Genomic DNA, 17,897 nt, shown 5'->3' on the forward strand with positions numbered 1-17,897 from the left:
GTCGTATTGCATACGGTTTTAGAAATTTTGAAAACTTCAGACAGCGTATTTTAATTAGCTTTAAAAATTCATATTTTGCGATAAATTACAAAAAACAACTAATTCAAATTATGAATTAGTTGCTTAATAAATTAATTTAATTATTTAGTCTATCAGTACCATTTGTCAGCTAATAAAAAAAAGACATCATGTCTGACATCTTTACCAAGTTGAACATCCTTTTTAATCCAGTACGGTACTTACATTACTTACTAATGAATACCGCAGCGACCACCATGTATATGAAACCCCCACTAATACAAAGATAATACTAAAGTATTTTTGCTATAAAGGCTACTATTTAGTTTAAAAACCTTAAAAAAGATGATCCTAATTTTATTGATAACTTTTAACTATGTTTCCAGGTGTTTTTAACCGTTATTTACTTAATGCTACCTAACTTTGCTAGTCTATATTTAAATTTATTTAATAACAAAGTATAATAAACATAATTAAGATATTAACCATCTGAAAACTTTAATTAAAAATAGGTATATGAACATGCAAAAAAAAAATCCATCCGCACGTAAAAATATTAACAATAACTTAACCCCGCAGGCTATCGCACAGAGTATTGTTTCTAAAAATTCACCTTATTTTTTAATTGATATTCGCAAGATCCCTGATGAACAACACGTTAAGTATATTAAATCAGCACATTCGATTCCCCACAGTGAGCTCCGCGCGCTACTACCACAGTTTGATAAACAAAAAATTTATATCATTTGTGATTGGTACGCAGGTTCATTAGCGAGCCGGAAAGCGATTGTTACCCTTCTTGACGCAGGGCTTGATGCACATGAATTACCTGGTGGCGTCGATGTTTGGTACCAGATGAACTTGCCGACAGATTCATAGTTTAATTAATTATTTGAGCGCAGTAATTTGTTTTTGCTGCTTTTTCATTAATTGATAATTGGCAATTTGTTGCTTTACTTTTAGCGCATAATACTTTTTCTTTAATTTCTTGATGCTAGCTAGGCGTTGCCTAGTTGGCTTTTTTAAATAACTTTTTTGCGCAATTTGGTACTGTTTTTTAATTTTATTAAGAGCTAATTTTTGTTTTTTTCTAAGGGCTTGTCGTGCGGCCGCTTGCTTTTTTTTGATAATTTTAATTTTTTTATATTTGGTATGGTTATTTCTTCTTAATGCTAAAATTTCTGATGCGGTGTATAGCGGAATGGTATTAAAATTTTTATTAGCAATGACTTGCCCACTCACACTCATTGCCCCAACACCTTTAAACACAACCTGATACAAATGATCACCAAAATTAGGATTATATTGTAACGCGACGCCCATGCCGACACTCTTTTCAAAATTAAGGCGATGACCATCTTTTTCGTAACCATCCTGATAGATCATGGCTGTAATAATATTCAAAATCTGTACCTTAGCATATAGGATGGTTGGTTTATTCATATTAAAATAATCTAAATTTTCGGAACTAAGATAAAGACTACGTACGTTAAACGGCGCTAGTTCACGCCTGTTAAAACTGATATGTTCAAAATTTTTCTGTTCAATATTTCTTACCTTAACTTCTGCGAGCGTGGCATCCTCAATTTTAGTACCAAAAACTAGCTTACTTAAGCCTTTTTTGATCCGATATGAATTGATTAAGGTAATGGCATAATCAGCTAATATCATTTGCTGTTGCTTAGTTGGCGCGCCATAAATCACACTCGTATCATCATTCGTATTCTCATAACCATAATAATCATAATATTTTGCCTGATTTTTATTAGTAATTTTAGGTGAAGTAAGTGTGATGGGTAATTCAGCGAGCCGCGTGATTTTATGGCCACTTGCATGTGAACCAGTCGTGTAACTAATATCATTTTGCGCAGCGGGGGTGGCTACTTTATAATCTGCTAAAACACTTTGGGGGCTGAGCATTATCAACAGTAACATAGGCCAAAGGAGGCGATAACCTATTTTAGTTGATAAAAATTTATTATGTGTAACCATTGGCTCGCAGTCCTTTCTTTTTAGCTAAGCAATTGCAACGGTCCTTTGGTATGTAATTTTCAACATTATTGATTAAAAAGTGATTTAATTTAAATTTTTTAATTATCCCTTAATAATCATTAAAAAAACTAAATAATAGCTTCGATCTGCCATTACTTAGTTTTTTGGGTAGCACTTATTATTATTTTGTTAGATAAGAAATTGGTTTATTAACTGCTACTTTTGTCCCATTAAACTCCTTTTCAACGTATTTTTTTACAAACGCTGACTGATAAAGTTTAACTAATTTTAAATATTGTTTATTATTTGCTTCTTTTTTAGCGGTTGCTAAAATATTAATTGCAGTTTTCGTTTCGGCACTAATTTTTTCATGATAGATTGAATCTTTCAAGACATTTAACCCACCTTCTGTCGCAATCGTGTTATTAATTAATACCAAGTCAACACTTTTTAAAACACGGGGGCCTGTCGTATCATCAATTTCTGTAATTTTTAATTTTTTTGGATTTGCGATAATATCTTTTTCTGTTCCGGTACCGGGATTAAAGTTTTTCTTTAATTTAATTAAGCCGGCCGATTTTAGTAATAATAGATCACGCGCCGCATTTGCTGGGTTATTCGCAATTGCGACCGTTGCCCCTGTTTTAATGGCACTTAATTTTTTATACTTATTCGAATATATCCCTACTGGCTCTAAATAAGTTGTGCCTAGGACTGCTAGTTTTTTGGTATTACTTTTAGCGGCATTATATGCTTCGTAATATGCATATGATTGAAAGGCATTCACATCAACTTGCCCATTTGCAGTCGCGGTGTTTAACGATGGCCCAGTTGTAAACTCCTTAACGGTAATCTTTAACCCCGCTTTTTTAGCTTGACTAGATTTAGCAATATAACGCCAGATTTGGGCATCCCCGCCCATTGAACCAATCGTAATGTTTTGTTGCTTAGTTGCACTACTACTCTTTTGACTACCACAAGCAACTAGTCCGACACTTAATAATCCAATTCCTAATGAAAGGCCAATTATTTTATAATTCATATCCTTTACCTCATATAATTTAGCAATAAAAAACGTCCCATCAGTATTATTATCATACTGATAGGACGATTAATTCGCGGTACCACCTACATTTATCCACACTTCATAGCCTGGATCTTATCAACTACTTCTTTAATAGTTTTGGCTTGATAACGGACCATTTCCGGCTTAATTGCTTGCACAATTAAACTACAGCTGGGCTCATCTTCACTGATTAGCTAAATCTGTCTTTTCACCAATTGACAGTCGCTGTTAAATAGCGCCTCAGATACTCTTCCCAATCTCAATATTAGAATGCACTCATAATATACTCATTATTTTTTAAAATGTCATGTTTAAATTAAACATAACTTGTCCTAATTAAGTAATTATCTCACTGGACTGTCTTAATACGTTGGACATTTAATAATAATGAACTAATCACCACTGATAATGAACTAAAAGCCATCGCTAAACCGGCTAATTCTGGACTCAAGATGATTCCCATTGAATAGAAAGCACCAGCCGCAACCGGAATTCCCAAAACATTATAAATGAACGCCCAGAATAAGTTTTGTTTGATACGATTAAACGTTTTTTTACTCAAATCAAGTGCCAAGGCAACATCGCGAAGATCATTTTTCACTAAAATAATGCCCCCAGCATCAATCGCAATATCCGTGCCTGATCCCATAGCAATGCCTACATCTGCTGTCGTTAACGCCGGTGCATCATTAATCCCATCACCAACAAAAGCGACTGTATGTTGCTGTTGAAATTCCGTAACTTTGTTGGCTTTATCCTCTGGTAATACATCAGCAATCACTTGATCAATGCCCACGGCTTTTGCAATTGCCGCGGCTACACGTTGGTTGTCACCAGTAAGCATAACCGTCTGGAGCCCCCGCCCTTTTAACGCACTAATTGCCGCCTTGGAAGTTTCTTTTGGAATATCTTGAATAGCAATCAAACCGATTACAGCTTGCTTAATGCCGACTAATACAACGGTCTTAGCATCATTTTGTAACGTCATCATCGTGTCTCTTAGTTCTTCACTAATTGTATAATCAGCTAACAGCTTTATATTACCAACAAACGCAGCTTGGCCATCAACAAATGCAGTAACCCCCTTACCTTCAATCGCCTTAAAGGTATTGACTTGTGCGTTATTAGTTAAATGACTGGCTTGCCCTTTTTGCATAATTGCCGCAGCTAAGGGATGCTCTGAGTTAGCTTCGAGTGCCATAGCCACCCCTAAGACTTGTTTCATATCACCAACGACATCTGTTACCGTTGGTTTCCCAACCGTAATTGTGCCAGTTTTATCAAAAATCACCGTATCAACATGATTGACTGCTTCTAGGACTTCACCATTTTTAATTAAGACACCGCGCTTAGCACTCCGACCTGTGCCAACCATTAACGCTGTTGGTGTTGCTAACCCCAATGCACATGGACACGCAATAACGACAACTGAAACTGCAAAAATGAGTGCTGTTGCCAATGATGCTCCTAAGAAAACATACCAGCATAATAGTGTCGCTAACGCAATTATTAAAACAATGGGGACAAATATATCAGAAACCTTATCCGTTAACTTTTGAATTGGGGCGTGACTTGTTTGGGCTTTTTTTACTAAGTCAACAATTTGCGCTAACATGGTTTCATTTCCAATTTTTTGGGCTTTGAATAAAAAAGTCCCATTACTGTTAATCGTCGCGCCAATCACTGGATCCCCCACCTGCTTTTCAACCGGCATACTTTCGCCCGTTACCATGGATTCATCAATTGTCGACGTCCCTTCAGTTATCACTCCATCCACGGCCACCTTTTGCCCTGGTTTAACACGGATAATATCACCAATCACAACTTGCTCAATTGGTATTAGTTGACTAGTCCCGTTGCGAATGACTTCGGCTTCTTTCGCCTGCAGATTTAATAATTTTTCAACTGCATTAGAAGCATTTTTTCGCATGCGTTCTTCAAAAACTTGCCCTAATAAAACAAATGTAATTACTAAAGCCGCACTTTCAAAGAAGACGGGTTGCTTCGTAAACAGTGCATAAATACTGTAGAGATAGGCGGTAAATGTCCCAATGGCAACAAGTGTATCCATGTTAGCATGATGCTTTTTAAATGATGCCCACGCACTTTGTAAAAATGGCCGTGCCGCCACTAGCATGATGACGGTCGTCAGTACAAACATCGTCCAATTTTGACCTGGCAACATCCAGCCAAAGGGTTTTAACACCATTTCAATAAGCATTGGTAGTGCAAAGATTAGCGATATAATAAACCGCCGCGTTACATTCATGCCACAACCACCTTTCCTTTAAACATATTCATGCCACAACTAAAAGCATATGTCCCTGCTTCTTGTGGGGCGATCGCAATCGTAACTTCTTCATTCACGGGTAACTTTGCGCTAAAGGCTAAATCATTTGATTGTACCGTATCTAGACATCCTTTTTCATTGACCCGGGTAAACTTTAATTGTGCTGGTTGTCCTGCTTTAAGATTAACTACATTAGGTTGGTAGCCACCATCTACAATAATTTCAACTACTTGTACATCTTTACTCATCTTACATGCCTCCATTACTTCACTAATTATTTGATTGTTAATTTACCATGAAACATATCCATCCCACACGCCCATGTATATTCACCTGGTTTGGTCGTATCGATTTTAACCGTTACTGGTTCATTTTTTGGTAACGCTTTGTTAATACCAAAATCAGGAAAAACAATATGATCCAAGCAACTAGATGGATCTTGCCGGGTAAAAGTTAACACCGCTGGAATCCCTTTTTTTAAGGTTACTTCCTCCGGTGAGTAGCCACCACTGACATTGATTGCAATCGTTTGTTCATTACTGGCTACTTCTGCCACCCCAGTCGCAACTTGATGTTTACCAAAGAACCACCAAATAATAAATAAAATCGCAAGAATGCCAACTACTAACACAATTAACTGACTCATCTTTTTACTCCTTAATTTTTATTTTTAGTCTACAGTTGTAAATTATAATTATAGTACATCTTCCTTAACTAGTTTGCAAGCATTCCTCATCGATTATTTGTTGGATCAGTTAGCCGCTTGCTTACATTTTAACTAACTGCAAAATTTTTTTTCTTTGCTAATTTTCGAATTTTTGATAAGCTATAACATATCATTATTATTTAAAATTGTTAACTAGAGTTTTCATTAAATACATATAGTTAGTTAGCATCGCTTCCCATAACCGAAAGGCTTCCCTTATGAATTCAAATAATCTTAAAAATTGGTTTATCCGCTTTATTAAAGGACTTTTTATTGCCCTTGGTTTCATTTTACCTGGCATTTCCGGTGGTGTTTTAGCTGCTATTTTAGGTATCTATGAACGTTTGTTAGCTTTCATGGCGCATATTCGCCAAAACTTTAGTGCAAATGTCCGCTTTTTTTTACCAGTTGGTTTAGGTGGCTTAACGGGGATTATTTTATTGAGCAATCCGCTCGCGTACTTATTATCAACTTATCAAGCAATTGTTTTGTGGGGGTTTGCCGGTGCCATTATCGGGACGATTCCGAGCCTATTCAAGGCTAGTACTACACACTCCCGGACTAAGGGTGACTGGCTACTTTTAATTAGTACTACCGTTTTCGGGAGTTTTTTCTTATATAATATGACATCAATCTTTGGGACGATCCCTATTAACTTTTTTGCTTGGATCTTAGCCGGTAGTCTACTTGCACTGGGGATAATTGTCCCTGGCCTAAGTCCTTCAAATCTACTATTATACTTGGGGCTTTTTGATCCAATGCTTCTTGGCTTTAAAAATGGTGACTTAGGCGTTTTTATCCCGATGGCCCTTGGAGCAGTTTTAACCCTCGCGCTCTTATCTAAATTGATGCATTTCCTTTTGCAAAACTATCACAACAAAGTCTATCATTTTATTTTAGGGATTGTTATTAGTTCCACTTTTTTAATTCTGATCCCGCCTGTAGCCGATTATCAAAATTTTACAGGCATTAGTTGGGGTATTAGCCTGCTTCTTTTGGGCTTAGGAATCAGCTTAGGTTATTGGATGAGTACATTAGAAGAAAAATATAAATAACGCACCTTAGCACAAAAAAGGTAATAAGCCCCCCCACCTATGTAGTAGCTTATTACCTAAAAATTATTTATCAATAATGTAAGGCCCTGTTACCTTCGTAATAGGGCCTTTTTGTACCCAATAACGCGTAATTTGATGCTTACTTATTCACCCTTGAGAATGTCACGTGCTTTTAATGTTAGCAAATCAATTGCTACTTGATTTTCCCCACCTTCAGGAACAATTAAGTCAGCATAGCGCTTAGTTGGTTCAATAAACTGGTGATACATTGGCTTAGCCGTTGCTAAATATTGCCCAATAACTGAGTCAACTGTCCGTCCCCTTTCAGCAACGTCTCGTTGTAAGCGGCGAATAAAGCGAATATCATCATCAGTATCGACATACACTTTAATATCCATTAAATTCCGTAACCGCTCGTCATTAAAAATCATAATTCCTTCTAAAATAATGATATCAGCCGTTTCAATATGGCGGGTTTGCGCTGAACGGGTAAATTCTTTGTAATCATATACTGGTGCTTCAATCGCAGAACCAGCGATTAGTGTTTTAATATCGTGTAAGTATAGCTCGGTATCAAAGGCATCAGGATGGTCATAATTAACAGCCAAACGCTCTGCCATACTCATATCATCTTGATTATTATAGTAATAATCTTGTTGTAAAACTAAAATTGATTCACCCTTCAATTGATCTAAAATTGCTTGCGTGACGGTAGTTTTACCTGAGCCGGAGCCACCGGTTACTCCAATTACGATTGGCTGTTTTTTTGTCATCGTTTTATCCTATCCTTAATATCTACTTTTTTATATCAATAGTTATTTTACTACAAATTGAGTCTCCTCGACATACCTTTTAAGGGTAATTTCATTGATAATATTAAAGTTCTTAATATATTAAAAAAAGCGATAGTCATCACATGCCTAATCGCTTTTCTAAATATTTTTTAATACCAACGATAGCTCTTGATATGCGCCCAAGCACCAGAAGGTTTTCCATAACGACTGTGAATGTATTTCAAACCTTGTTTTGCTTGCCCCTTTGCTGATTTATCACGTACGTTAGTCGTTTGGAATAGGCCATAGTACTGACCGTTTCTTGCGTTTAATTTCCAACCAGATTCATATTTGATTACTTTATGCAGATATTTAATTTGCGTTTTGTTCCAGTGATACTTTTTCTTTGCTAGCGTATCCACTGCTTTTTTATTTGATGTTACTGAGGCAGCTACTGTTTGGGTATTTGCTACCGGTGCGACCACTGCAAACATCGTCATTAACACAAGCGTACTTATAATTATTTTTTTTATTAGTTTATTTTCTTTAAATTTTATCATGTGTTTATCTTAGCTAATTGTGATTGCACTATGATTACCTATTTTTTTAAAAATAATTACTTTTATCGGCTAAAATGAATATCTTATTACAAAGATTACAAAAATAAGGCGAGCATTAATTTAGCATTTTAAGCATTAGCGCTTTATTACAACCTAAGCTAGTCAACGAACTTTAATCTTGATTTAAGTCACAGTTGCTAGGCTCTTTATTAGGATAAAAAGTAGGAGGTTCTGTTATGATCACATCAATTCAATGGTTACCAGTTATTATTAACTGTAGTTTAGTTTTAGGCCTATTCCGTCTTTTAGTTATTCAAAAGCCAATCTTAAGTAATTATTGGGAACTAATCACCCGTAGTTCATTATTAAGCTACTTAATTGTTGTGATTTATTTAACCTTCCGACCTGTGGCTAGTTGGCATACCAGTGCCCTTTTATTCCATCGAGTGACAATTAACCTTATCCCATTTAATGCCTTAACATCTGACTTCTTCTTAAATATTCTAATGACGGTTCCTTTAGGTTGTTATCTTTATTTAATTAAACGGACTTCATTACTTAATATGCTACTAATCGGTCTCGGGACGGGCTTATTAATTGAAACAACCCAATTTATTTATGATTTACTATTTAACATCGGTCGCAGTGTTGATGTTAATGACATTATTACTAATATGCTTGGCGTGATTGTTGGCTATAGCGTTATTACGATTTTAAATAAAACCGTTGTCACCAATATTATTAAACGGTTTTCATTAACCCAATATAGCTATATTTAAAGTGTGAAACAACGCGGGAGGTTCTGTTCATTTTAGCAAGGCTGCGCCACGATTTCAATTTTCACTCGGTCCGGATCTTCAAAATACATTGCATAATGTTGTGGCCCCCCAGCATAAGGAAACTGCGCCGGGTAAAGTTCCTCTACCCCAAACGCAATTAACTTTAAACGTAAATCATTGACAGTCTGTTTATTCAAAACCGAGAATGCTAAATGATTCAAGCCAACGTTTTTCCGATGGTACGGTTTATCAAGATACTTAGCTTCCGTTTGCACAAATACCAGATAAAAATTATCCTTTTTAAAACTAAACCCCTGCTCCCAGGTTTGAAAACTTACGTAGCCTAGTTCTGATAGCAATAACGTATAAAAAACTTTGCTTGTTGCTAAATTACTAACATTAATTTCAAGATGATTTAACATTTATCAATCCTTTCTACTGATTATAGCTAAAAACTTACCAATAATTATTTCATTTTAGCATGCTTTAACCGATACCACCCTACTAATCAGTTTTAAGCATCTTTTTTTGATTAGCAATTGTGGGCGCAAAAACGGTTAATACAATGTAAAAAAGAGCCTGAATTTTGATAAATTCAGGCTCTTGACAATTATGTGCTTTTTTATGGATTTGTTGGTTATGGTTATGGCATCACGCGTTTTATTAGTTAATTAAGTAACAGGTAAATAAATTGCCACTGTTGCTCGGTTAAATCCCAACTAATTAAAACGTCTACAATTACTAATAATTCTACTATTTTTAAAAATTGTCTCAACTAATATCCCCCAACTTTCCCGGTATTAACCTACTTTTGTGGTGCGACCTTTAAATTAATAATCATTTTACTTTCAGTAATAACTTCCTCAGCACTAATTGGGGTTACATATTTTGTTTGCCCATCTTGATCAACAAAAATTGCACCCGCTACCATTGCAGCCATCGCTTGTTGAATTTTAGTTGCATCTAGTGGTTGCTTATATTTAGGAATAACTAATGTCTTAGTCTTACCTGCAGCATTTTTAAATGTTAACACTAATTTTTTACTTGTTTCATTTTCCATGGGTTAAGCTCCTTTGATTATCCGTTGTATTCATTTGAATGAGTTTCTACAAAATCTAAGCGTTCAATATCCCCAAAATCCCAAATTTCAGCTAACGCATGAATTACTGGGCGGACCTTTTCGATGGTCACATTCGCACTGATATCAGTAAAACGTTTCGCAGTTACTGTCTTTAGTTTTGCCGGATCTTGAATTACAACTAATAAGTTTTTTTCTTCTATCATGTCTATATCACTCCGATAATATTTATTTGCAAGTCCCTTGGCCAAGTTATCTTACACTTATACAGTCAATTCATCTTTGAAAATTGCGACATTTTTTTAAATAAAAATATTTTCTAACGGAATATCAACAAACTGGGTTGGCCTTTGCATGGCCTTACTAGTATTTTGTAGTACCTGTGTTACATAATTAAGTGATTTAGCATGCGCTAACCCAGCAACATTAGTGGCAAATGCTAATTGTTCGTCCGTATACTTACCAGTAGTCAGCATGTGTACCAATTCTCTTTTTTCAAAATTATTAAATGCATGATTAAGGGCCGTTTCCAATTGCGTTTGCCAATATATATATTTTTCATCACCGCTTTTAGTTATTTTTTCAGTATTTGTTGTTTTAGTCTTTTTTATATTAGTCCTTTGTAGTGGTCCATTATCAGGAGTCTGAGAAGCCGTTCCCTGGTTTTCCAGTAACGTGGTTGGTCCACTAGGCTTTATTTTAGGCATTTCATTAATAATGAATTGATGATCGATAATTCGTTTCGTTTTATTATCCAATATTTTTTGTTGCTCAATATAGCCATGCTTTTTTAATTCTTGCCAAGCACGATTAATCGCATCCCGTCCTTCAAGTTTACTTTGCTTATATAACCAAGTTTTTCTAACTTTCCAATCACTTGGTAACGATAATAGTAATGCTAATAATCCGCGTGCCCGTAAGCTAAGCGCCGAATTGGTAATATTTGCGTTCGCTAAGATTGTGTAATTGTCTTGCTTTAGGGTATGCTTAATTAAATTTTGCATTTTTTAACCTCGGCTATTAAATTATTTGCGCGTATTATTTTGCGAATTGCGCTTAATTCACGCTGAATTGTTTTACGATTAACCCCTAGCTTTTGAGCCACCACTTGTTGGTTTTCACCATATTCAACCAAATACCAAATAATTTTTAATTGCCGGGTACTTAACGGTAACCCTAACCAGTCTAATTGCCATTTAGGAGTATCATTCGTAATTAATTGCATGACACTGGGGACGTCGCCATCATCACGGTGTTGGGCATGCCGTTGATCATGAATTAATAAATTAATCAAATGGCGATACATTCTAGTATAGCCAATACTACGTTGTTGTTTTGGGCTTAACCACTTGGCTTTGGGCTCTTGTAACCATAAATAAAATACAACCCATGCTTCTTGAACATAGTCCTCATAATTGGGATGATTAGGTTTTAAATCCAGATGGCGTAAAACACCATAAATCGTTGCTTGACTTTCATTACTACTAATTACTTGATAGGCTACTTGTGGATCCATACTCATACCTCACTAATTTTATTTGTGGTCCTAGCATATCAATAACATTTATGCACATGAGGCGCCTAAAATGTTTTAAACTAATTTAATGCGCCTCCTAATGTCCAGAAATCATTGGTCTATCAACCTTTTGCGAGTACTAATTAATTATTATAAAAGTAAATCAATACTATTTTTAATAAATTTAAATCGATAAAATACCGCTAAATCAATTGCTAACAGCTGTTACATAATTTATTATTCATTTTTTTACGGCGCACTAGTCATTTTAATTATTAAGGTATAATAAAAATAATAATTTAATCTCTTACCAAACTAAACTACGTATTATAAATTTAGAGGGATTAGTTATGAAAAAACGTATTTCACGCAGTAAATTACCAATGCTTGATTACTCAAAACCAATCAAGCAACTAACCGCCACAGAATATGGTGCAATTTGTAGCTCCACTGAGGCCATTTTTATTTCACCTTTTAATTCGCAATACAGTCTCGTGTTTGATCGGCGCTTTTCAACACCAATTGAAGTGTTAGTTTCCACTAATTGTCTAATTAAAAATCTACTACAAGGTTTTGATGCAACCATTTTAAGAACCATCTTGACGTTACAAGCTTTAAAATTAAAACTGCCACCCGTTTTACCAATTATTACCGAGGCCTTTGTGTTATTACCGTTGTCCAATTATAATAAGCATCCTAGTGAATGGATTAATTTAAGTAATATTAGTAACATAGTTAGCCAGCATCGATGTCGTAATCGATTGCATTTAAAAGTTAGTTGCTATCGGCAAAAATTAACAATTATCAGCCATCGGCCCATTGAAGAGATTACTAGTATTATTCATAATGCCTTAGTAGTTCATCATAATAATTTAGCAATTGTTAATCATGAGCATTATTTAAATAATTGGCGGTTACACGCCCCCTTGCAGCTAACCACTAATATGCAAAAACTAATTGGTCCGATTAACACGGCAACCACCAAAAATCAAATCACACCGCTCATCACGAGCGAGCAACTTGAGATCCACTATTACGAACAATTTATTTGCCTTCTAACTAATTTATTTGGACCGATTTTTGATCCGTATTTGGTTGGTGATGACTTAATTGATGTTTTAATCCAAGCACAAGATAACTTTCGCAAGCTTTTTTGCCATACAACTAGTAATAGTTTTAAAAATTATCAACACTATCAGCAAGTTCTCCGTAATCATGTTAATAATGAGCTACCTACTAACCACTAATTGCAATGCTGATAGTATGCCTATTCATTAATTTATATTAATCAAAAAAAGATCTGAGCCGATGCCCAGACCTTTTTTATGTCTTAGAATAAAATAACCCTTACTCCTGATCCCTAATTTTTCCAAAATTTGTAAGGGCCGTTTTTACTAAATCTGGCCCATCAGCCATACTAATAACTTGCTGATAGGTCTGAGGTAAGTTTAAACTTGCAACTAACACAGCAACCACATTATCAATCGAATTAGTCTTTGCATCTGCGGTATTTAAGGTCACCCGGCCGCTTCCAATTTGTTCAGTTAAAGGACCGGGTTGTAAAATTGTATATGTTAACCCACTATTGTGAATCAACCATTCATCACTAAAATATTTGGCAATATACTTTCAATAATTTACCATTAAATGCTGATGGTCATAAAATTAGTTATACCGTCAAAGAAGTTGATACACCAACTGGGTATACCGCTCAAGTTAACCAACTTGATGATACCAATGCCGTTATTACTAATACCCATGTGGTAACACCTACTAAACCAGTAGTGCCTAATAAGACTAACAAAGTGGCTAGTCAAACAACATTGTCAACAACAAGTATTCCTAGCTATATAACACCTAAAACTAAAAATACCTTGTTACCAAAAACTGATATGAAACGGAATTATTTAACATTAATTGGTTTCATATTACTAATAATTGTGGTTGGTAGTAGTAGTTTCTACTTCTATAAACGTAACAAGCGTAGCAACTAAGATGAAGTAATTTAAATAATAATAAATAATCTTTACACTAAAGAACCCCCTACGTTTAACTTCAGAATAACGTAGGGGGTTTTAGCATTTTAAACTTATAACTTTTTAATAACTTACTTTAATTGGCTAAAAGTGCGATTACCTGTAATATAACCTGCTTTAACTTCCAAGCGACTTGTTTTACCATGTTGAACAACACTTTTGACTTTGACTACTGTACCCTTTTTTAATAACTTAACTCGCTTATTTTTACTAAACTTGAGTTGCTGATATACATAAGTGTTTTTAGTAATCACAACTTGATTAGCTGCGGTATAGTAATTTTTACTATCAATTTTAACAACATGTTTAATTATTTTATTAATAATTTTTTTAAAACCGGCAGCGACTTGTTGCGCACTTGCTTGCTCAATTTCATTGGCATCAATTTGATGACCATTATTTAAAACTACCGTAGCCCCCTTGTCAGTAATTTTATTAATTGTATACAATGCATTGGCTGCGTTTTTTGATATATCAGTATAATCATCCGTCCAAAAATCAGCATCGTTTGTTAAAACAACGTTACTATGCAACGCTAACCCGGTTGTGGTAACTTGCCAAACCTTTTTAGGTGTTTTTCGTTTATCAGCAATTTGTTGAGCGGTTGCTCCAAGTAAAGCAGAACTATCAACTTGATGATTATTACTTAACGTGACAGTCGTTTGATCGCTAGCAATTTTTTTAATCGTATAAACATCATTTGCTTCTTTAGTAGTTAAGACACTAAAATCATCTAACCAAAAATCAGTATTAGCAGTAACAACTACTGCTTGGCCCTTTTTTAAGCCATTATTAGTTACTGTCTTAGAACTAGCACTAGGTACTGGTTTTGTTGCCGCTCCTGGTGTAACGGTCGGTGTAGGTGTCACAGAACTGGTACCATTATTTGTATTAGTGTTACTTGTCCCAGCATTCGTCGACTGATAACCATTGTACGTCACACCTAATAAATCAACATTTCCATCTAAGCCACCATTGATATAATTACTAGTAAATTGCCACATGGCCATTCCGTCAACAACAGGGGCATATTTAAAATCAGGAACATTTCTAACTGCCTTATATGGATAACTTGCTAGCCATAGTGAATTTGGATACTTTGCTAAAATCATATTTTTATCAACATTTTTTAAATACGAGGTATAGGTATAAAGTAAGGGTGTATAGCCAGCTTGCTTAACCATATCCATCCCCTTTAAAACAGCCTTTGTGTTATCACTAACATTACTTGTCGCCCCACTTTCATAATCTAAGGCCACAATTGAGTTTTTAGGTGTAACAACTTTAGGTAAAAAATAATTTAACACCGTTTGAGCTTTCCTCAGGCTACTACCTACTTGATACCAAATATATGTGTGCGCTCTTAAACCACTGACAGTCGCTGCAGTCACTTGTGTTTGATAAGTTGATTGCTGATATAAATTACCATTCGCACTAATTCCACCAGCTTGAATTATCGCAAATTTATCGTTTATATAGCCTTTTTTACCATTAATACCTTGATAAATCGACCAATCGACCCCTTGCTCAAATGTTTTTGCCGATACTCTTGGCGAATTAATATTCAACCATCCTATAACCAACATGATCCCAATAATTATTATTTTTTTTCTTAAAGCCATATTCCATCTCCCAAATTTTAAACTATTTTAATTATCACTAAATGATCTTAAAAATACTAGTTGTAATTTTAAACTTTATTTAATTTTTAACTTATAATTATCGTGGTTAAAACAGTTATAAAGTATTAATACTTAGCTGCTACAGTATTATTGGTACAAGGTTAGCCACATAAAATACGTAGTCAAAAGTCCTTGCTTTAATTTTACTAGGAACTTTTTTACTTATGCATTTGCTTAAAAACATCAATTACTCTACATAATTTTTAATTAGCGTAATATTTAAAAGCCTTTAATTATCTAATACTAAAGCAACATATAGGCTATCATCGTTGTGAAGAAAAGCGCTTATCAATCATCGTATTTACATCTTTTTTTATAAGTAAGCATAGATATTAAGGTTAGTTAATTTAAATGGCAGAAGTTTTATTATATTTTAAAATTAATTTTTTTGTATAATTGCACTATTTTTACAGTCAAATAACAAAAATAATTCATATTTTACATGTTACGGCTATATTTAATCAAAATGACTTATAAATTGATTAAATATACCTTGAACAGTAATTCACAATAAAGCTATAATAATACTATATTTAGACGACAGAATTAGAGGACTTTGTATGAACAAAAGAACCCAACACACTACTGAAAATATTAAAAATGCTCTCATAAAATTATTAGCAACTAAACCATATGCCAATATTAGTGTTTCAGATATCACCGATTTTGCTGAGATTAATCGAACCACCTTCTACACGCATTTTACTGACAAAGATGATTTATTGCTATTTATTGAACAAAACTTAGTTGAAGACTACAGTGCTGCACTAGATGCTGATTATGCAAAAATCCCAGCTGAACCAACAATTGCCATGGCTTATATCCACAATGCTGCCGTTTTTGAAAAAACAATCTTATTTTTAGCTAGTAAACGGGACACATTATTAGCCCTATTTTCATCACATGGTGATTATCGACTACGGCCACGTTTAGGTCGAATTTTTAAAAATAGATTCATAGCTGAGTTAGCTAACCATAACGCTAAATTATCTGGTCGGGTTCCTGATGATTATGCAATTAATGGTTTGGTAAGTCATATTACGAATATGTTTATTTTTTGGTTATATCGTGAAGATCCAGAAGATCCTAAAGTTTTAGTTAAAATTATTAGTGAAAGCTGTACCTTGTCACCCTTACAAAATCTTTCATTTGATGAACCTTATCAACTACTCTGACTGGTTTCAAGTCATTTTTATCCCCTTATATCCATATAGTTATGTTTATCAGTAGCAAAAGTTAAAAGACTTCAAAAATAATCACCCCTTCGATTAAAACAATTCAATCAAAGGGGTTTTATTATGCCTAGACAATCTTATTTGCAAAGTAACGACTAGCAGTTCGCATTCCGTTTAAAGCTAACGGTTTCACAATTAACCCCGCAGATAATAAACGCCAAAATATAAGAACATATCCAAATAATTAGGGCTCTGGTGCAAAAATAATAAAAGGAGCAATTTAACCCTGTTTGATAATCATTTGCGGGCTAGTTTGCTAATAATTCGGTTAATGATTGTAACGCTGAAAAACCAAAGAGGTTAATTGCTCTTTGGCTTATTTTATGTAGCTGATGCATGACTTCAATACCACTTAAAGTTTTACTGGCGGTGCGCATAGATTGAAACCCGCTAGATTTAACTAACACATGTTTAATCAGCCGATGATCTTGCTCGATCAGATTATTTCGATACTTAGAGCACTGGTGATTTCCTTTCGCCAATAATCCATTTTTAATTACTTGCTTAATCGCTTTTAAAGTTGCTCCATACTGATCGGTTACCAAACAGTCTGGGCGATCGTAGGTCGTCAATAACCGTTTCAAGAAGTGGTAAGCGGATTGGTAATCTCGATGACGACGCAATTCAAAGTCTAATATTAATCCATGATTGTCAATGGCTCGATAAAAGTAATACCAACGCCCTTTAATTTTAAGATAGGTTTCATCCATTCGCCAGCTCTGACTAATGGCATGTTGCTGCTTTCGCCACAACAATTTAAAGATTGGACCATAGTGATGAACCCAACGCATAATTGTCGTATGGTGGACCTCAATTCCCCGATCACGCAAAATTTCAACAAGATCCCGATAGCTTAAACTGAAGCGAAGATAGTAGCCGACGGCTACCAAAATAATGTCTTTCTGGAAATGCCGCCCTTTAAAATAATTTTTCATCATAGCTACCTCGCTTTTTAGGCTAATTATACTCAAAATAAGTTTACCTGAAAACTTTTGCACCAGAACCGTTTGAACATGTTGGGCTCTTCACAACTGGCCTTTTTTGAGACTTCGGCCTATTCTGCAGGAACCTTGGCGGATTTTTCTGCAACTTGTTCCTGAGCGGCCTGGCC

General features: G+C 34.9%; 21 protein-coding genes and 1 pseudogene. 7 read left to right on the forward strand and 15 right to left on the reverse strand.

All coding sequences use genetic code 11. The annotated features are described in order from the left end of the window. Positions 1-540: 540 nt before the first annotated feature. Positions 541-897, forward strand: coding sequence for a rhodanese-like domain-containing protein (locus tag JOC59_RS07895; RefSeq protein WP_205144242.1), 357 nt, complete (start codon positions 541-543; stop codon positions 895-897). A gap of 9 nt (positions 898-906) precedes the next feature. Here JOC59_RS07895 and JOC59_RS07900 read toward each other — a convergent pair whose 3' ends face one another. The 5 genes from JOC59_RS07900 to JOC59_RS07920 form a co-directional block, all read right to left on the reverse strand. Continuing rightward, entirely contained in the window at positions 907-2,010 is a 1,104-nt protein-coding gene (locus tag JOC59_RS07900; RefSeq protein WP_205144243.1) for a hypothetical protein, read from the reverse strand. 181 nt (positions 2,011-2,191) lie between these two features. Further along, on the reverse strand, positions 2,192-3,052 hold the full coding sequence (locus JOC59_RS07905) for a MetQ/NlpA family ABC transporter substrate-binding protein (RefSeq protein WP_205144244.1): 861 nt from the start codon (positions 3,050-3,052) through the stop codon (positions 2,192-2,194). A gap of 373 nt (positions 3,053-3,425) precedes the next feature. Continuing rightward, positions 3,426-5,345, reverse strand: coding sequence for a copper-translocating P-type ATPase (locus tag JOC59_RS07910; RefSeq protein WP_205144245.1), 1,920 nt, complete (start codon positions 5,343-5,345; stop codon positions 3,426-3,428). Next, entirely contained in the window at positions 5,342-5,614 is a 273-nt protein-coding gene (locus JOC59_RS07915) for a cupredoxin domain-containing protein (RefSeq protein WP_205144246.1), read from the reverse strand. The genes JOC59_RS07910 and JOC59_RS07915 overlap by 4 nt, the downstream gene beginning before the upstream one ends. 26 nt (positions 5,615-5,640) lie before the next feature. After that, positions 5,641-6,012 carry a cupredoxin domain-containing protein gene (locus JOC59_RS07920; RefSeq protein WP_205144247.1) on the reverse strand — a complete coding sequence of 124 codons (372 nt, stop codon included), beginning with the start codon at positions 6,010-6,012 and terminating at the stop codon, positions 5,641-5,643. A gap of 278 nt (positions 6,013-6,290) precedes the next feature. Here JOC59_RS07920 and JOC59_RS07925 point away from each other — a divergent pair, with 278 nt between their 5' ends. Further along, positions 6,291-7,127 (forward strand): DUF368 domain-containing protein, encoded by an 837-nt coding sequence (locus JOC59_RS07925; protein WP_205144248.1) that lies wholly within the window; start codon positions 6,291-6,293, stop codon positions 7,125-7,127. Positions 7,128-7,270: 143 nt separating this feature from the next. Here the strand turns inward: JOC59_RS07925 and udk are convergent, their stop codons facing one another. Continuing rightward, a complete protein-coding gene (gene udk / locus JOC59_RS07930) occupies positions 7,271-7,900 on the reverse strand; it encodes a uridine kinase (RefSeq protein ID WP_205144249.1) in 630 nt (209 codons plus the stop codon). Positions 7,901-8,070: 170 nt separating this feature from the next. After that, complete coding sequence (locus JOC59_RS07935; RefSeq protein WP_205144250.1) at positions 8,071-8,400, reverse strand: aggregation-promoting factor C-terminal-like domain-containing protein; 330 nt, start codon at positions 8,398-8,400, stop codon at positions 8,071-8,073. Positions 8,401-8,696: 296 nt separating this feature from the next. Between JOC59_RS07935 and JOC59_RS07940 the strand changes: the two genes are divergently transcribed. Further along, positions 8,697-9,239, forward strand: coding sequence for a VanZ family protein (locus JOC59_RS07940; RefSeq protein ID WP_205144251.1), 543 nt, complete (start codon positions 8,697-8,699; stop codon positions 9,237-9,239). A gap of 32 nt (positions 9,240-9,271) precedes the next feature. On the opposite strand, the gene JOC59_RS07945 is transcribed toward JOC59_RS07940, so the two are convergent. The 5 genes from JOC59_RS07945 to JOC59_RS07965 all read right to left on the reverse strand — a co-directional run bounded on the left by JOC59_RS07945 (position 9,272) and on the right by JOC59_RS07965 (position 11,833). Further along, positions 9,272-9,661, reverse strand: coding sequence for a VOC family protein (locus JOC59_RS07945; RefSeq protein WP_205144252.1), 390 nt, complete (start codon positions 9,659-9,661; stop codon positions 9,272-9,274). A 383-nt stretch (positions 9,662-10,044) separates the two neighbouring features. Then, complete coding sequence (locus tag JOC59_RS07950) at positions 10,045-10,299, reverse strand: DUF2922 domain-containing protein (protein WP_205144253.1); 255 nt, start codon at positions 10,297-10,299, stop codon at positions 10,045-10,047. Positions 10,300-10,316: 17 nt separating this feature from the next. Next, positions 10,317-10,523, reverse strand: a complete 207-nt coding sequence (locus JOC59_RS07955) for a hypothetical protein (RefSeq protein WP_205144254.1) — start codon at positions 10,521-10,523, stop codon at positions 10,317-10,319. A gap of 96 nt (positions 10,524-10,619) precedes the next feature. Further along, positions 10,620-11,321 carry a hypothetical protein gene (locus JOC59_RS07960; RefSeq protein WP_205144255.1) on the reverse strand — a complete coding sequence of 234 codons (702 nt, stop codon included), beginning with the start codon at positions 11,319-11,321 and terminating at the stop codon, positions 10,620-10,622. Further along, the gene (locus JOC59_RS07965) at positions 11,309-11,833 is read right to left on the reverse strand and encodes a sigma-70 family RNA polymerase sigma factor (RefSeq protein ID WP_205144256.1); all 525 of its coding nucleotides are present in this window, start codon (positions 11,831-11,833) and stop codon (positions 11,309-11,311) included. The genes JOC59_RS07960 and JOC59_RS07965 overlap by 13 nt, the downstream gene beginning before the upstream one ends. Positions 11,834-12,183: 350 nt before the next feature. On the opposite strand from JOC59_RS07965, the gene JOC59_RS07970 reads away from it, so the two are divergent. Further along, complete coding sequence (locus JOC59_RS07970) at positions 12,184-13,080, forward strand: hypothetical protein (RefSeq protein ID WP_205144257.1); 897 nt, start codon at positions 12,184-12,186, stop codon at positions 13,078-13,080. A 100-nt stretch (positions 13,081-13,180) separates the two neighbouring features. On the opposite strand, the gene JOC59_RS07975 is transcribed toward JOC59_RS07970, so the two are convergent. Beyond that, positions 13,181-13,429, reverse strand: a complete 249-nt coding sequence (locus JOC59_RS07975; protein ID WP_205144258.1) for a Rossmann-fold NAD(P)-binding domain-containing protein — start codon at positions 13,427-13,429, stop codon at positions 13,181-13,183. A gap of 17 nt (positions 13,430-13,446) precedes the next feature. Here JOC59_RS07975 and JOC59_RS09480 point away from each other — a divergent pair. Together JOC59_RS09480 and JOC59_RS09485 are read left to right on the forward strand one after the other, a co-directional pair. Continuing rightward, positions 13,447-13,578, forward strand: a pseudogene (locus tag JOC59_RS09480) (Cna B-type domain-containing protein); the annotation flags it as partial. Positions 13,579-13,638: 60 nt separating this feature from the next. Then, a complete protein-coding gene (locus JOC59_RS09485) occupies positions 13,639-13,827 on the forward strand; it encodes an LPXTG cell wall anchor domain-containing protein (RefSeq protein ID WP_250966299.1) in 189 nt (62 codons plus the stop codon). Positions 13,828-13,940: 113 nt separating this feature from the next. On the opposite strand, the gene JOC59_RS07985 is transcribed toward JOC59_RS09485, so the two are convergent. Then, the gene (locus JOC59_RS07985; protein ID WP_205144259.1) at positions 13,941-15,491 is read right to left on the reverse strand and encodes a GH25 family lysozyme; all 1,551 of its coding nucleotides are present in this window, start codon (positions 15,489-15,491) and stop codon (positions 13,941-13,943) included. A 620-nt stretch (positions 15,492-16,111) separates the two neighbouring features. Here JOC59_RS07985 and JOC59_RS07990 point away from each other — a divergent pair. Then, complete coding sequence (locus tag JOC59_RS07990) at positions 16,112-16,726, forward strand: TetR/AcrR family transcriptional regulator (protein ID WP_205144260.1); 615 nt, start codon at positions 16,112-16,114, stop codon at positions 16,724-16,726. Between the two features lie 308 nt (positions 16,727-17,034). Here the strand turns inward: JOC59_RS07990 and JOC59_RS07995 are convergent, their stop codons facing one another. Next, entirely contained in the window at positions 17,035-17,721 is a 687-nt protein-coding gene (locus JOC59_RS07995) for an IS6 family transposase (RefSeq protein ID WP_205144262.1), read from the reverse strand. Positions 17,722-17,897 lie beyond the last annotated feature (176 nt).

The sequence above is a fragment of the Periweissella beninensis genome, assembly GCF_016908275.1.
Classification (GTDB): Bacteria; Bacillota; Bacilli; order Lactobacillales; family Lactobacillaceae; genus Periweissella; species Periweissella beninensis.

Coding starts and splice junctions, on each gene's coding strand:
- JOC59_RS07985 (WP_205144259.1), bottom strand. CDS start 15,491: ATGGCTTTAAGAAAAAAAATAATAATTATTGGGATCATGTTGGTTATA.
- JOC59_RS07995 (WP_205144262.1), bottom strand. CDS start 17,721: ATGAAAAATTATTTTAAAGGGCGGCATTTCCAGAAAGACATTATTTTG.
- JOC59_RS07990 (WP_205144260.1), top strand. CDS start 16,112: ATGAACAAAAGAACCCAACACACTACTGAAAATATTAAAAATGCTCTC.
- JOC59_RS07895 (WP_205144242.1), top strand. CDS start 541: ATGCAAAAAAAAAATCCATCCGCACGTAAAAATATTAACAATAACTTA.
- JOC59_RS07910 (WP_205144245.1), bottom strand. CDS start 5,345: ATGAATGTAACGCGGCGGTTTATTATATCGCTAATCTTTGCACTACCA.
- udk (WP_205144249.1), bottom strand. CDS start 7,900: ATGACAAAAAAACAGCCAATCGTAATTGGAGTAACCGGTGGCTCCGGC.
- JOC59_RS07945 (WP_205144252.1), bottom strand. CDS start 9,661: ATGTTAAATCATCTTGAAATTAATGTTAGTAATTTAGCAACAAGCAAA.
- JOC59_RS07915 (WP_205144246.1), bottom strand. CDS start 5,614: ATGAGTAAAGATGTACAAGTAGTTGAAATTATTGTAGATGGTGGCTAC.
- JOC59_RS07955 (WP_205144254.1), bottom strand. CDS start 10,523: ATGATAGAAGAAAAAAACTTATTAGTTGTAATTCAAGATCCGGCAAAA.
- JOC59_RS07960 (WP_205144255.1), bottom strand. CDS start 11,321: ATGCAAAATTTAATTAAGCATACCCTAAAGCAAGACAATTACACAATC.
- JOC59_RS07970 (WP_205144257.1), top strand. CDS start 12,184: ATGAAAAAACGTATTTCACGCAGTAAATTACCAATGCTTGATTACTCA.
- JOC59_RS07950 (WP_205144253.1), bottom strand. CDS start 10,299: ATGGAAAATGAAACAAGTAAAAAATTAGTGTTAACATTTAAAAATGCT.
- JOC59_RS07935 (WP_205144250.1), bottom strand. CDS start 8,400: ATGACGATGTTTGCAGTGGTCGCACCGGTAGCAAATACCCAAACAGTA.
- JOC59_RS07940 (WP_205144251.1), top strand. CDS start 8,697: ATGATCACATCAATTCAATGGTTACCAGTTATTATTAACTGTAGTTTA.
- JOC59_RS07925 (WP_205144248.1), top strand. CDS start 6,291: ATGAATTCAAATAATCTTAAAAATTGGTTTATCCGCTTTATTAAAGGA.
- JOC59_RS07965 (WP_205144256.1), bottom strand. CDS start 11,833: ATGGATCCACAAGTAGCCTATCAAGTAATTAGTAGTAATGAAAGTCAA.
- JOC59_RS07900 (WP_205144243.1), bottom strand. CDS start 2,010: ATGGTTACACATAATAAATTTTTATCAACTAAAATAGGTTATCGCCTC.
- JOC59_RS07920 (WP_205144247.1), bottom strand. CDS start 6,012: ATGAGTCAGTTAATTGTGTTAGTAGTTGGCATTCTTGCGATTTTATTT.
- JOC59_RS07905 (WP_205144244.1), bottom strand. CDS start 3,052: ATGAATTATAAAATAATTGGCCTTTCATTAGGAATTGGATTATTAAGT.